Source organism: Neptunicoccus cionae (genome assembly GCF_002860325.1).
Lineage (GTDB): Bacteria > Pseudomonadota > Alphaproteobacteria > Rhodobacterales > Rhodobacteraceae > Amylibacter > Amylibacter lutimaris.
In genome coordinates, this window is sequence record NZ_PKOJ01000009.1 from 63,971 (window position 1) to 77,548 (window position 13,578).

At 60.7% G+C, this 13,578-nt stretch carries 13 protein-coding genes; 1 reads left to right on the plus strand and 12 read right to left on the minus strand.

Annotated elements, in window-relative coordinates:
• Positions 1-162: 162 nt before the first annotated feature.
• The 4 genes from C0U40_RS18010 to C0U40_RS18025 all read right to left on the minus strand — a co-directional run bounded on the left by C0U40_RS18010 (position 163) and on the right by C0U40_RS18025 (position 5,865).
• Positions 163-891, minus strand: coding sequence for a DUF736 family protein (locus C0U40_RS18010; protein WP_101657199.1), 729 nt, complete (start codon positions 889-891; stop codon positions 163-165).
• A 124-nt stretch (positions 892-1,015) separates the two neighbouring features.
• Entirely contained in the window at positions 1,016-1,321 is a 306-nt protein-coding gene (locus C0U40_RS18015; RefSeq protein WP_101657200.1) for a hypothetical protein, read from the minus strand.
• A 14-nt stretch (positions 1,322-1,335) separates the two neighbouring features.
• Positions 1,336-5,610, minus strand: coding sequence for a strawberry notch family protein (locus C0U40_RS18020; RefSeq protein ID WP_101657201.1), 4,275 nt, complete (start codon positions 5,608-5,610; stop codon positions 1,336-1,338).
• A 102-nt stretch (positions 5,611-5,712) separates the two neighbouring features.
• Positions 5,713-5,865, minus strand: a complete 153-nt coding sequence (locus C0U40_RS18025) for a StaA (protein WP_101657202.1) — start codon at positions 5,863-5,865, stop codon at positions 5,713-5,715.
• A gap of 4 nt (positions 5,866-5,869) precedes the next feature.
• Between C0U40_RS18025 and C0U40_RS20250 the strand changes: the two genes are divergently transcribed.
• Entirely contained in the window at positions 5,870-6,118 is a 249-nt protein-coding gene (locus C0U40_RS20250; RefSeq protein WP_180957744.1) for a hypothetical protein, read from the plus strand.
• Between the two features lie 136 nt (positions 6,119-6,254).
• Here the strand turns inward: C0U40_RS20250 and C0U40_RS18030 are convergent, their stop codons facing one another.
• The 8 genes from C0U40_RS18030 to C0U40_RS18065 form a co-directional block, all read right to left on the minus strand.
• Positions 6,255-7,439: an FAD-dependent oxidoreductase gene (locus C0U40_RS18030; RefSeq protein ID WP_101657203.1), complete on the minus strand. Its 1,185-nt coding sequence runs from the start codon at positions 7,437-7,439 to the stop codon at positions 6,255-6,257.
• Positions 7,436-8,308 carry an SDR family NAD(P)-dependent oxidoreductase gene (locus tag C0U40_RS18035; RefSeq protein WP_101657204.1) on the minus strand — a complete coding sequence of 291 codons (873 nt, stop codon included), beginning with the start codon at positions 8,306-8,308 and terminating at the stop codon, positions 7,436-7,438. The genes C0U40_RS18030 and C0U40_RS18035 overlap by 4 nt, the downstream gene beginning before the upstream one ends.
• Before the next feature lie 62 nt (positions 8,309-8,370).
• On the minus strand, positions 8,371-8,802 hold the full coding sequence (locus C0U40_RS18040) for a MarR family winged helix-turn-helix transcriptional regulator (protein WP_101657205.1): 432 nt from the start codon (positions 8,800-8,802) through the stop codon (positions 8,371-8,373).
• Positions 8,803-9,088: 286 nt separating this feature from the next.
• Positions 9,089-9,607, minus strand: a complete 519-nt coding sequence (locus C0U40_RS18045; protein ID WP_101657206.1) for a type II toxin-antitoxin system YhaV family toxin — start codon at positions 9,605-9,607, stop codon at positions 9,089-9,091.
• On the minus strand, positions 9,604-9,930 hold the full coding sequence (locus tag C0U40_RS18050; protein WP_005668772.1) for a type II toxin-antitoxin system PrlF family antitoxin: 327 nt from the start codon (positions 9,928-9,930) through the stop codon (positions 9,604-9,606). The genes C0U40_RS18045 and C0U40_RS18050 overlap by 4 nt, the downstream gene beginning before the upstream one ends.
• Before the next feature lie 126 nt (positions 9,931-10,056).
• Positions 10,057-10,710 carry a DUF6927 domain-containing protein gene (locus C0U40_RS18055; RefSeq protein WP_101657207.1) on the minus strand — a complete coding sequence of 218 codons (654 nt, stop codon included), beginning with the start codon at positions 10,708-10,710 and terminating at the stop codon, positions 10,057-10,059.
• Complete coding sequence (locus C0U40_RS18060) at positions 10,710-11,402, minus strand: regulator (protein ID WP_101657208.1); 693 nt, start codon at positions 11,400-11,402, stop codon at positions 10,710-10,712. Before C0U40_RS18060 ends, C0U40_RS18055 begins: the two co-directional genes overlap by 1 nt.
• A gap of 76 nt (positions 11,403-11,478) precedes the next feature.
• A complete protein-coding gene (locus C0U40_RS18065; RefSeq protein WP_101657209.1) occupies positions 11,479-13,461 on the minus strand; it encodes a ParB/RepB/Spo0J family partition protein in 1,983 nt (660 codons plus the stop codon).
• Positions 13,462-13,578: the final 117 nt, after the last annotated feature.

A 13,578-nucleotide genomic window follows, 5' to 3' on the forward strand; every position in this document is an offset into this window, starting at 1 on the left:
ATTGGAGACCCCGCGCAGCGCTCCCTATCTCGGCATCGCATCTACATCGGGCCTCCACATGAAATGGCAGTTCGATCGCTCTATTGAAACAAACACAGCAAAAGGGGAACCGTGATCTCACGGCTCCCCTTTCGGTTCAGATCGTCTATTCTTACGCGTTGATCACGCGACCAGCGACAGCCCCGCGCCTGCGTCCTGCGGCTGCTCACCGCTGTCGATGAACGGGATGATGGAGAAGGCCTGCCCGCCGCGCTGCTCTTCGTTCTGCACGGCGTTCACGCGCAGGTCGCCATCGGGCGTGTTGATCAGCAGCGACAGGTAGTCATTGCCCGTGCGGCTGCTTTTCGCCATCCAGGCCGAGCCGACGCGGATCGGTGTGCCCCGGGGCGAGCTGACCTCGATACGGTAATCGGGGTGGGTTTCCTCGGATTTGTAGCTGTTCTCGATCAGCATGAACTCCAGATCGAACATCATGTTGGCGATGTAGCCGGTGAAGGCGTTGTCGGCGTCCATGGCGGTGAGCTCCCCCGAGATCGAGCCGGATTTCATCAGGCCGTTCGAGACCAGAGGGATGATCTCGAATTCGCCGCTTTGGGCCGCGCGCGCCTCTTTCGTCTGCACCGCGTTGACCCGGAAGGGGCCCAAGCCGACATCGATCTGCATCGAGATGTAGGGGTTGCCGCTGGTGTTGCCGGTCTCGTTCCAGGCCGTGCCGATGCGCACCTTGCGGCCTGATTTGTTGACTGCCGTCACGTCAAAATCCGGGCTGCGTTCGGACATCTTGGCCCGCGCCTCCAACTGGATGGCGATGTCAAAGCGCGTCGAGTGGATCATGCCGGTGTACTGAGCGGCTGCGGTCTCGACATTGCGGGTGAGGGTTCCTGCGAACATGGGATGTTTCCTTTTGGATTGGCCGGTGCCTGACGTCCTTGCCAGCGCATCCGGGATTGCTTTTTCGACCCCTCCTGGGATCACAAACCAGAAAGCTCGCTTTCCTTTCTTCCCAACCTTCAGTTCAGCGCTGTCGCCTGAGAGATTGTGCCACCTCCCCGCCGGGTACGACGCCCCTCCCCTGCCCGTCTGCTCTCAGTTGGCTGTCCTGGCTCTTCTCGTCGCCACCCTCCGGTCCAGCGATAAAGAACTCTGCTTCCTCCCCGTTCAACCGCTGCCCGCTCCGGTCGGTCAGCCCGAAGGTGCTGCCGTTCGGCTCAAACGTAATCAGGTATTGGCCGAGGCTGTCCTTGTGCACGCGGTAGCCGGTGTTGGCCCAATGCACGGTCCGACCGGCATCGATGGCGGCTTTGATCTCTTCGAGTGTCATGATCGTCCCCTCGCCTATTCTGCTGCCACTGAAGTTACGTCCCGCGTGGCGTCTGGTCCGGTTCCAACAATCCGGGAGAGGATGCCCAATGTGTCGATCCCATCCCCATGCGGCAGGAACACCCGCAACTGGAAGGCGATGATCTCCGTGAAACACCCCATGGCCTTGAGACCTTCAATCATGCCCCGATCCGCACCGCCCAGCTCGAGACGCATCTCGCCTGCGACCCGGCGACGGGTCAGGGTGAGACCCTGGCCCAGATCGACCGGCGCCGTGGTGCCGAGCGCAGCGGTCAACATCTCCTGCGGTGTTTGCGGGTTTGAGACGAGGAAGCGGGCGCGCAGCGCGGCCGCCCCTTCTTCGCTCAGCGTGCGCCCGATCATCGCTGTCGCCCCGTCCGGCGTGACCCTGTAGATGCGTTCATTGGTGGTCGGGATGTCCTTCCAGATCGGCAACAGCAGTCCTGTCAACAGGTAGAGCTTGGTCGTGGTGGTCTTGGGCAGGGATGCGGCCTCGGCATCCCAAAGTCCTGCAAACTCGGGCCTTCCGATGTCTTCCCAGGCCGAGGACTCGAAGCGCGTCTCTTCGAGGTAGCTGGAGCCATTGGGCCGCACCGCCTTGCGCATGAGCGTGACGATATCCTCGTCATACATCTGCATGGGCCGCGCCGAGATGAGCGCCGCGCGGCCAGACGCTCGGTTGACCATCGGCAGCTTGTCGGGATTGCGCGACATGGCCTCTTCGGCCCCAAGGACGTGGACCGGGTCGGTCACCTCCAGCCCGATGATCCGCGTCACGGCGCCGGATTTCGGGCAGGTCCAGAGATCCTCTGTGGAGACCTGTTCGATCTTTTCGCCGCGCAGGGTTTCCACGCCGAGATCGAGCGTGCCCGCCGCGCGCGCACGTTCCGTCTGATCAGCAATCCGGCGCATGAACTCGGCAAAGAGTGCGTTCTGCATGTGGATGGGCAGGGCAAGCACCCGGTTGAGAAACCGCTGGATCGGGGGAAGCTCCTCAAGGAGCACCCCATCCTTGTCGATCAGCCGCAGGGCCGTCCAGTCGGTGAAGCTCTCGTGGCTCATCGCCTCAGCGCGCCCGGCGGCAAGATCGGCGAAATACCCACGCAGAGCCGCCCGTGCGATCGGGCTTTCGAGATTGTCCTCCTCGCGGAACATGCCTTGCGAGCCGGTCTCGCGCTGACCCTTGGTCAAGGCCCCTAGCTGGTCGAGGCGCTTGGCTATAGTCGAGGTGAAACGCTTTTCGCCATGCACATCTGAGGTGCAGACCCGGAAGAAGGGCGCGCTTACCTGGGCCGAGCGATGCGTACGGCCCAGCCCCTGGATGGCCGCATCGGCGCGCCAGCCGGGCTCCAGCAGGTAGTGCCGCCGCCGTTTCTGGTTCTTCGCCGTTTGCGCCGCGTGATAGGACCGGCCCGTGCCACCCGCATCGGAGAAGATCAGGATGTTCTTCTCGCCTTCCATGAAGGCTTGGGTCTCGGAGGAATTGCTGCTGGCGGCGCGCTTCTCGATGAAGAGATGACCATCCTCGGCCTTCAAAGGGCGGATGGAGCGCCCGGTGACTTCGGCTACGGCTTCATCGCCGAAGGCCCAGAGGATCTGATCGAGCGCCGAGGGGATCGGCGCCAGTGTCATCAGTTCCATCATTGCCGCATCGCGCAGGGCGAGCGCCTCGCGCGAGACGACCAGCGCGCCGGTCTCGTCGCGCAAGGGTTCCGCCACCATGTTGCCGTCGATCTCGACCAGCTTTTGCGCATGGATCGGGAAGGCCTGTTCGAGGTAGCCCAGAACATAGTCGCGCGGCGTCAAGGCACCCTCGACGAGTTCATCCTCCGGGTCCATCGCCTCAAGCCGACGCTTCAGCAGGCTCTCGCCTGTCGAGACAACCTGGATGACGCAAGCATTGCCTGCCGCCAGGTCGTCCTTGATCGCACGGATGATGGTCGGGGCTTTCATGCCCATCAGGAGATGGTTGAAGAAGCGCTGCTTCGTGCTCTCGAAGCGGGACTTGGCCGAGGCGCGTGCGGCCGACGCATTAGTTTCCCCCGAGGCGTCGTTGACGCCGGTCGCAGTCAGCGCCGCTTCAAGATTGTGGTGGATCATCCGAAAAGCACCCGCGTATGCGTCGTAGATCTCGATCTGGGCCGGGGTCAGCGCGTGTTCGAGCACGTCATACTCCACCCCATCAAAACTGAGGGCACGCGCCGTGTAGAGCCCGAGCGTCTTGAGATCGCGCGCGACCACCTCCATGGCAGCGACGCCGCCTGCCTCCATCGCAGAAACGAAGCTCTCGCGGCTTGGGAAGGGGTATTCGGGGCCCTGCCCCCAGAGCCCCAGCCGCGCGGCATAGGCGAGGTTGTGGACGCTCGTCGCACCCGTGGCCGAGATGTAGAAGACGCGAGCGCGGGGTGCTGCCAGTTGCAGCCGGAGGCCAGCAAGGCCCTGCTGGGAGGGTTTGACCCCCCTGCCCTGCTCGGACCCTGCCGCGTTCTGCATGGCATGGGCCTCATCAAAAGCGAGGACGCCTTCAAAGTCTGCGCCCATCCAGTCGAGGATCTGGCTCAGTCGCGTGGTGCCGCATTTGCCCGCGGACCGCAGCGTGGCGTAGGTGACGAAGAGGATACCGTCACCCATAGGGACGGGCTGGTCCGGTTTCCATTTGGAGAGCGGCTGGATGTCGGCTGGCGAGCCGCCGAGATCGGTCCAGTCGCGGATGGCATCCTCGATGAGCGTGGCGGATTTGGAGACCCAGATCGCCTTCCTGCGCCCGGAAAGCCAGTTCACGAGAATGAGCCCCGCGCATTCGCGGCCCTTGCCGCAACCGGTGCCGTCGCCGAGGAAATAGCCAAGGCGATAGGCACGTGCATCCGGGTCATCATCGGTGCGCGTCAGCTTGGTCTGGTCGTCATCGATCGTAAACCGCCCCGGCAGGTCGCGCCCATGGGCATCGTGTGCCATGATGATGGTCTCGAGCTGCGCCTCGGAGAGATCTCCCTCCTCGATCAACCGTGTGGGCAGGCGCAAGTCATCACTGCCCGTGTTTGAGGGCATGGGCGGTGCAACCGAGGCCATGGCGATGCTTTCGACGAGCGGGGTGGGATGTTCCTGGGCACCCGCGATCTCGATCCGCTGCGGACGATAGCGCGCATAGATGTCCGAGATCGGCGTGTTGTCGCGCGGGATATCAAGGCTCGTGAAAACTAGCGGGACAACGGCATTGGCCCGGGGTTTTGAGGCGGCGACAGGCGCAGCGGCGGTCTTGCGCGGAACAGAGGATGGAACGGTCGGCCGCCCGTTAGGGATCGCCGCTGCCTGTTGTACGGGGCGCATCTCGGTCCTGGTTGCGGCCACGGCATCGACATATGCCAAGGCTTCATCCAGATCCCGTACAGTGACGCGGATCATTTCGCCGTCCTCCTGCACCTTGTCAAAGACCATCAGCTGGGTTTCGACAGAGGTGCCGAGCTTGCGGTAGACCTGCCCCGACATCGTCAACGCCAAGCGCGGCGTCAGGAGACCGCAGGCGCGTGACCAATGCGCGGCATCGCGTTCGGGCGTGAATCCCGGCGGCATGATCGCCACCAGCCGCCCACCGGGCGCGAGACGCTTTGCAGCCGCGATGAGATGTTTGGCGGCGATGTGCTTGTCCCGCGACCGATCGACCGAGGAGGCGAAGGGCGGATTCATCACCACGACGTCGGGTAGAACCGGCGTCTGCAGCAGATCATCGATATGCTCACCGTCATGGCCCGTCACCTCGCCGCCGAAAACCGCGCGCAGGAGGCGCTGGCGAAAGGGGTCGATCTCGTTGAGCAGAAGCGTGGCACCGGCCCGGGCGGCGAAAGCAGCCAGGGCACCGGTGCCAGCCGAGGGCTCCAGCACGGTCTCGCCCTTGCGGATCGCTGCGGCCCGCACCGCCATGGTCGCGAATGGCAGCGGCGTGGAAAATTGCTGCAGCCGGATCTGCTGCTCGGAGCGGCGGGTTTCCGTCAGCAGCCGTGAGGCAAGCAGCCTTGCAGCGGCGATGTCACCTGCCGCGCCGTCCCCACGCAGCAGCACCTGAACAGCCGCGGCCTGCATCAGGTCATAGGCCATGCGCCAGTCCCAGGCACCGCCGGCATCGCTGCCATGGAACGTCTCGCGCATGATGCGCGCGAGCGCTGAGCTGCGCAGGGGTTGGAGGTCGACCTCCGCGCAGATCTTCGCGAGGACGGAGACGAGGTCAGGGTGGGGGATTGAGAGAGCCGGGTTTGCCGGTTTGGGCTTAGACATGGGGGTTTCCTTTGGATCAGGGTCTGAGTTCCAAAGGACAAAAAGCCCGCTTTCGCTTTTCAGGGTGACGGGGGTCAGACCGCGCTGCCCCCCAAGGCTTGGTCAGGACTTGGGTTCGACCTGCCGCTTCGCATCAATCAATGCCTGTGCGGCCTGCATCACCTGAACCTGAGATGTTCCCGAGCGTGCATCCTCCAGCGCGGCCTGCACCTGCGCGCAAAACCAGGCGTCATACGAATTCGCTTTAGCGACCACGGAAGTGCTCCTCGAGACCCGGGCCGAGAAGCCTGCCGAGGTCATCGGGCATGTCTGCAACGCGCACAGCAATTGGGAAACGGTGCCCCGTCAGGTGAGGCGCGCCTTGTTCATCGGTGCCGAAATCCGGCCCTTCCTTATCCGTTGGGTCCATTGCGATTTCTTCCACTTTACTATGGGTCGTTGCTACATCACCCAGCGTGGTGACGTAAACGGCAATGCCATTGTGGTCAAATCAAGTCGGGCCACTTAGGATTCGAATTCCGGAGGGGGCAGAATCCTACGTGAAGCTCAAAGCCGCCGTTCATTGAAAGCGCGGCGAAATCTGACTCAGAGCCCAAACTGACCGATGCTGCGCGACCCACGAATGTCTGCTAGCGATGTAAAGTTTAAGCCTCCTTAGCCAGTAGATTTCCGAACGGGTTTGCCCACCCGACTGCCATCGCTTTGGCAAGGATACCAAAGTCAGCAGACTTGCTTGCTTCATCACGCGCACGGCAAAACTCAGGGTCGTCACTAAATACAGTCTGTGCGAATTGACGGCCTGCCATTGTGATCCCTGCGGTTCTTGCATGTCGAGTGTCCGTGAAATTTTGGAACGCTTTCAGTGTGTCTCTGCCGCTCTGCTCCAGTGCTCGCGCAATGTGCCAAGCGTCTTCGATGGCTTGGCATGCCCCCTGTCCGGAGGTCGGAAGCGGAGCGTGCGCCGCATCACCAATGAGTATCAGGTTATTTCGGTGCCAAGTTTCGACGGGGTCGTGATCATGAACATAGATCTTGTTGATCTTATGTGTTGGCGTGTCCCGTATCAGATCTGTGACCTGAGTTGGCCACGCGTTGAACACGGCCAACATCTCGTCCTTATAGTATTCTGGCTTATTTTCTCCTACCTTACTGGCAGTAACGCCTGCTGCCCAATAGGCGCTCTGGGGCGACAAGGGAACAATCCCAAACCGTGCGCCTACTCCCCAAAAATCGAAAATGACCTTGTTGTCTATGTCACTTTGCTCAGTCTCAATTATGCCAACCCAGTTTATGAACTTTTGAAAAACGGGGGTATTGTGCCCCAGAACATATTGCCGAGACGGAGAGTTCATTCGCCCCTCAGCCCCAATAATGATCTCTGGTGTGAGGACAAGCCCTGATCGAAACCGGATACTTGCCTTCGTCACATCGCTCTTAGATGTCAATTCAGCAACTTCCTGGCTGAAATGAACGCGGCCACCGACCTCAAGGAAGGCGTGATACATGACGTCAATCAGGGCGCTGCGTGATATGGACAAACTGCCGCCCCCGATTTGTTCGTTGATCATTTCGATGTCGAGGTTTCCGAGCGCTTGCCCAGACGAAGAGACTCTACGCATCTGGTTTGGTGCGCCAGACAGTTTCTTGATCCTTGGCAATAGCCCTAGTTGTTTCAAAACAAGCGTTGCGTTTGGCCACAGAACAACGCCTGCACCGATTGTTGCTGGTGAAGCCCTTCGCTCAAAGATTTCCACATTGAACCCACGTTGAATAAGAGCAATCCCACTACACAAACCAGCAACACCTGCGCCCAGAATGACTACTTTCATGGCGCTTTTTCAGCGCTGGATTGTTCGCATTCCGCAATTAACCTCATCAATAATTTCTGAGTCGTTTGATTGGTCGCTGGGGCAGGCAGCTTAACGATTTTGTCCCGTTCTATATAAATGCCTGTTTCCGAGCCAAATTTCTCCGAAACACCCGCTGAAAATATCTTGCGGGCGCCAACGATTGGCAATGGGAACCAACGTCGAATGCGACGAACTATCCATGGCATGGCGTCACTTTTTGACATGGCTGTGCGGCTGGGACCGGGATCAACCACACGAAGCAAAATGCCCTCCGCCTTGTAATCGTCGCTCAATGCAGCAAGAGCGGTTGTGATGGCGAGCTTGGACTGCGCATAGGGGCCGCTCATCTTTTTGAACTTTGGTGGATTGATCAATGTCTCGACGTTCAGGGTTCTCGCCATTTTCATGGCGCTTGAGCCGACGACAACAACCACAGCGTTGCTATCCCCAGAAGAAAGGGCCGGACGCAGCGCATGGGTCAATGCGATAGGTCCCAGAGTGTTTACCTGAAAGTGCATCTCGTTCCCGGCCGAGGAAAACTCTGGCTTCGCGGTGGCGGCGCCGGCCACATGAAACAACACATCAATGTTGGCCACCTGCTCCAAGATGCGTTGTGCCGCCTGCGTGATCGAGGCCGAAGACGCCATGTCCGCCGTCACAGATACGATCTCGACACTTGGATACTCGGACAACAAAACCTGACGAGCGTTGGTGCTTTTGGTTGTATTCCTATCGACGCAGATAAGCCGATAGTCATCCGCAAGAAGCAGGCGTGAAAGTTCAAAACCCAGCCCCGAGTATGAGGCGGTTAGGACGGCTGTCTTTTTCGTTGAGGTGTCTTGCTTCATTAGTTTTCCTTTGGTGTCATGACACTATATGTCATGGACGATATATGCATAAATAATTGCTGCTACATTTTGATTTTGGATAGCAGCGCGGAGAGAGACCCAAGCTCATCGGCGCTAAGGTGGCAGAGTGCATCAAGACCATTATCAATGGCTTGACGGCTTTTTGTCATCACGTCGTACCCAGCGGGTAACAGGTGAATACGGACAATACGTTGATCATCGGTGCCGTGTTCTTTGCTGACCAGGCCTTTTTCAACCAATTTGTTCAGCAAGCGGGACACGTTGGACATCGGGTCCTGCATTTGCTCGCGGATTGTGCCGACGGTCGCGAATTGGTCTTTTTGACTGGCGATAATCGCCAAAACTTTGACCTGCTGCAGGCTCACGTTATGAGGCGCAAGGATTTCCGCAATCCGGCCCTGAAGCCAATTGGCCACGTGCAGAATATCAATAATCGTTTCTTTGGTCGAGGAATGATCTGTCATAAACGTCATTTATGATCCATGACTTATAATGTCAACGACCGACTTTAAAACCAGCCGTTGGTGCAGCCGCAGCGAAAGGTAACATTGTCCGCATCTTACCAGTTCGTACACGATGCAGCGAACGGCAGGTGTACGAATAAGGAGGGACTTCTGAGAATTTCATCTACCAGCCATGTTATAAACCAATGTCGCCTATTTCACTCGGCCCAATGGTGACGGGAGATTGAAACGCAGAACGACCCCCTTACTGGCAGCCCTAGCGTGGGATTCCGCCCCTTCGGGCATTCGACCCCACTTACCGATCGGGCGCTGCTTCAAGGGACGTCTCGAACCGCTTGTCCGCCGCCGCTGCTTCTTTCAAGAGCGCGTCGAAATTGTCAGGTGGATTGCCATCTTCCAACATCCCTTTGAACGTCGCATAGGCATCCGTCTTGCTGCCGTAGGCGCGCAGGGTCTTGTCGTCGTTCACCCACGCCACCACGATGACCTTCGCATCGCTGTTGAACCGATAGAACAGCCGATACTGCTGGAAGAATTTCGCCCGGAACCAGTGCTTGCGGTGATCGCCGAGTGTGCCGCCTTGCCGGAAGGCGGCGGCACCCGGATCTGCAGGTATGGCCTCGGTGACCAGCTTGAAGATGGCGGCCAGCCGTTTCGTCGGGTTTTTCTTGCGCCAGGTCTTGGGATCGCGTGCCTTACGCGCCTCGACCTCCAGGGTCAGCCCTTCGAGCTGATCCAGAAAGAGCGGATGCGCATAAATCGACCATCCGTTTACGACAAGGGGCGCTTGGGCGGGCACGCTATCGCCGCTCATTCATCCTCGAGCGATAGCGGCGCATCGAGATCGACGTCAACGTCTCCGACCAGTGCTGCAAGACGGTCATGCAAAGCCCCATCGAACGCCCGAATGCGGTCCGGATGCGCCTTGATATCGGCCTCGACAAAATCGAGAAAGGCTCCGAGCACGGGATCTTCCTCATCGCTGCGCACGGGCTCGATATAGACCCTGCCACTCGGCTCGGTGCAGTAACGAATCTGGTCGCCCTTGCCCAGCTTGAGCTGTTTGCGCACACCCGCCGGCACGGTCGTCTGATACCGATCCGTGAGTTTCGAGACATCTTGTGCGAGCGCTGTCATGGCAGTCTCCTGAAAGAATGGGGGTCTTTGCTGCCTGCGATAGGTAATGCATTTGCATTGCCATGTCAAGATAAGCTGCAGGATCTGCTGTCGCCGGGCAGGCCGATGAACCGTCCGGCGCAGGACCTAATGTCGCCCCGCGAGATACTCCGCCAGCACCGGGCTGGCAGCACCTTTCGCGGAGCTGAGTAGCTCCGAGCCCGCGAGCGAGGCTTTCGACAGGCGCACGAGCCCGCCGGTTTCCTCGATGCGGTAGCAGCGGCGCTTTTGCCGCCCGCGCCTGTAGTGGGTCGCGGTGACAATCTGGCAGGTACTGCCATCGGTGAGCGTCACAGGTGCTGCGAGCTTGATCTTGTCGCCTTCCTCGTAGTCCGGGATCGCAGCCCAGTCCTGGCAGCGCTGGCGCCAGGCATGAGCATAGCTGTCTGGGTCTTTCAGCTCGGACAGCAGGGCCAATAGGCTCAGTGGCGCGCGGGATTCGACCGGTCCCGCGCTTTCCTCCATGTCCTTGTAGCCCCAGCAGCCGTCATCATATCGGGTAAGGAATACGGCGGCGAAAGTGATGGAGCCATCCGCATCGGTGACATAGGTCGTGTCTTCGACAGGGGTGCTGTCGATATTTGTGACCTTTGCCGCCGCGTACCAAGTCGAACCCACCTTGCAGGCCTTGACCAGTTCAGTTTTGCGCGTGTCGCCCTCGAAAGTGCAGAGCCGGGCGATTTCCGCTTTCTCATCCGCGTAGGTCTGGACGCGGCCGTCGGTGTAAAAGAGCCAACCCATCACGCCGCCCTCCGGTCATCGATTTCCATCAGCGCATCGAGCGGCACGCGGTAGGGCTGCATGGCGTCGAAATCCTCGCAGCGTTTATGGGAATATGTCGAAGCACCAATACCCTGCCGCGCTGCGCGCTCTCGGGACATTGGTGCTGCTTCATCATCATCGAATTCCCAAAACGCCGAATTGCCGCAGTTCTGCACGATCGCAAAGGTGTCGCAGGCATCCTTAAGGATGACCCGGAAGGTGCCGCCGAGGCCCGAGGGCACCTCGTAGGTCCTGCCGATGAGATAGTCCGAGGCCCGGCGCACGAAGACGCGGATGCTGTGGCCATCGGTGGCCAGCCGGATGGCCCCCCGCCCCCGGTCGATGAGAACCTGTACGTCATCCAGGATGTCGGTGTAGAACTGGCCGGTCAGATCGCGAAACGCCATGCGGCGCTGCGCCATCCAGTCGGTGTCCCGAAACGGGTTCATGCCGTCGGCGAAGGCGAAGGAGGGATCGGCCTGTTCGGTGGTGACGATTCGGGTGGTCGTGCCATCGATGCCGTTTGAGCGCAGATGCACACCGTTGCCGACGATCAGGATCAGGGCGGGCCTGTCCACGGGCCCGTTCCAGTTGGGCAGGAAGGTTTTGCAGGCGCGCGCATGTGCGATTTGCGCCGCGACAGCGGATGCAGAGAACTTGAGAATAGCCATAGGGATGTCTTTTCGTTGGGTGTGGGAGGGTCGACCCGCGCGGGTGGCATGGCCCACGCGCGGGTCGCGTAAAGGCTCAGGCCGCTTGCGCGACCTCGCTGTCAGGCTCCGGAGATTCCGCGATGGGCTCCGCCTCATCAAAGGTGACACCGTTGGTCTGCATCATCGGCGGGCACCAGGCGGCCACGGCAGCGCGCTGCGCGTCGGTGAGGGTGGCGAAGGGCTCGGCGAAGAGCTTGTCACAAAAGGCGACGATCTCCTTCTTGCTCGACGAGGCCAGCGTCACCGCCTCCTGGGCGAGACCCAGATCCTCGCCGAGGATCTTCAGGAGCCAAGCCTTCTTGAAGCGGTTGAAGAGCGCCGCATTCGGCGTCCAGTGGGCGCGGATGTCGGGCATGATCTCGATCTCGAACGCATGCATCAGGCTGTCGCGCTGGCGGTCCCGCGCGAAGCAGGACCGCGTGGTGCTGGCGGTGGCATAGGCGACGAGCTTGGCCTTCTCGCCGGCCTTCAGGGCGCGAAACGCCGCAAACTGATCGGCGGGCGCGCGGCTGTCATCGAGCCAGGACAGATCAAGCGCATCATGCGCCGCCGCCACCTGCTCGAGCGAGGTCTCGTCGATCTCGTCCATCTTGGCGTGGTTGCGGTATTCCTTGCGGGCATCGATCTTGATCGCCTGCGTGACACTCATGCCGCTGGCCAGAACGTCGCTCACCAGCTTGAAGAGCGTCAGATCGAGCGTGGCCTCCGGATGCAGCGCCATCGCGGCGCCAAGGGCCATAGCTCGCTCGGTCTTGAGGTCCTCTGCCAGTGAGGCTGGATAAGTGATTTCGCCGGCATCCGGGGCCTCCTCCCCGGTCGGGTTAGCCGAGGAGCCGCGCGCGCCCTCCTCTTTGACGGTGTCCTCCGGGCGGACGAGGCCAACATGAAGGGTCACCTGCCCACCCTGCCACGACGCGATCACCCCAGACCGCGCGAGGTCCTCGGCGCTGTAGGCCTCCTGCAGATCGCGGGCTTCCTCTTCCAAGGCGTCGACGCGGTCGTAAAGGGCATTGTAGGCACCGTCCTCGAGCCCCTCATCTTCCATTTCGAACTGCAATTTCTCGAGTTCGGCGGTGATCTCATCGATGCGCTTTTGGGCGGCCTCGTCGGGCTGGATCGGGCCGGGATAGACGCGTCCGTAGTCGGCCAGGGTCGCGTAGTCATAGCGGACCATCGCATCGGCCCAGGCAAAGCCCAGCCTCATACGGGCCTCTTCGGCAGCGGCACCGAGCTTCTCGAGCAGGATGGTTTCGACCAGAGCCGCATCCTCAAGCACGGAATGCTCATCCAGCAGATCGGCTGCGACGGCGCCGCCGCGGGCCTCGTAGTCCGCGCGCACGAAAGCGCCGATATCATCGCTGACCTGCACACCGCGGGATTTCAGTGCTTGGCGGACGGTGTAGGCCTGCACATAGCCGCCGTCTTTGATGAGCGCCTCGAAAACCTCGCGCTGCACCTCCTGGCTCGGGTGCTCGGCGAAGGCTTTCATCGTATCAAGCGTGATCGTCTTGGCCCGGGCCGCGGCGCGGATGTCGGGGTGGATCAGGCCGTAACGCAATCGGCCTTTGACGGCGGCGACTGTCGTGCCGAATATCTTGGCGATCGTCTCGGGCGTCTGGCCGTCGATCTCCATCATCCGGGCGAAGGCCTCGAACTCGTCGATGGCATTCATCGGCGCTTGGGTGATGTTCTCGGCAAGAGACAACGCCGTGGTGACGTCGCAGTCGTCTGGGACAAGGCGACAGTCGACCTTGGTTTTCGCAGTGAACCCCTTGGTGGCCTTGTCGGCGATCAGCTCCTTCAGGGCTGCATGGCGTCGGCCACCGGCAAGGACAGCATATTTGCCGTCGAGCTTCTGGACCAGGAGCGGCTGGAGCAGGCCCAGTACGGCGATGCTGGCCTTCAGATGGGCAATGTTCTCGGGGTCGTAGGTTTCCGGCGCGTTGCTGCGCACATTGGCTGGATGCGGGACGAGATCGCCGATAGCGACGGTAAGGGGAGCAAAGCTTGTGGTCATGGGATATCCTTCCAGGAGGGTGAGGTGTGGCCCGCGTGCGCGCGGGCGTGGCCAATCCCCGGCTTCAGGGATCACCACGACAAAAGGCCCACTTTCCCTTTGAGGGGTCAGAGGGCC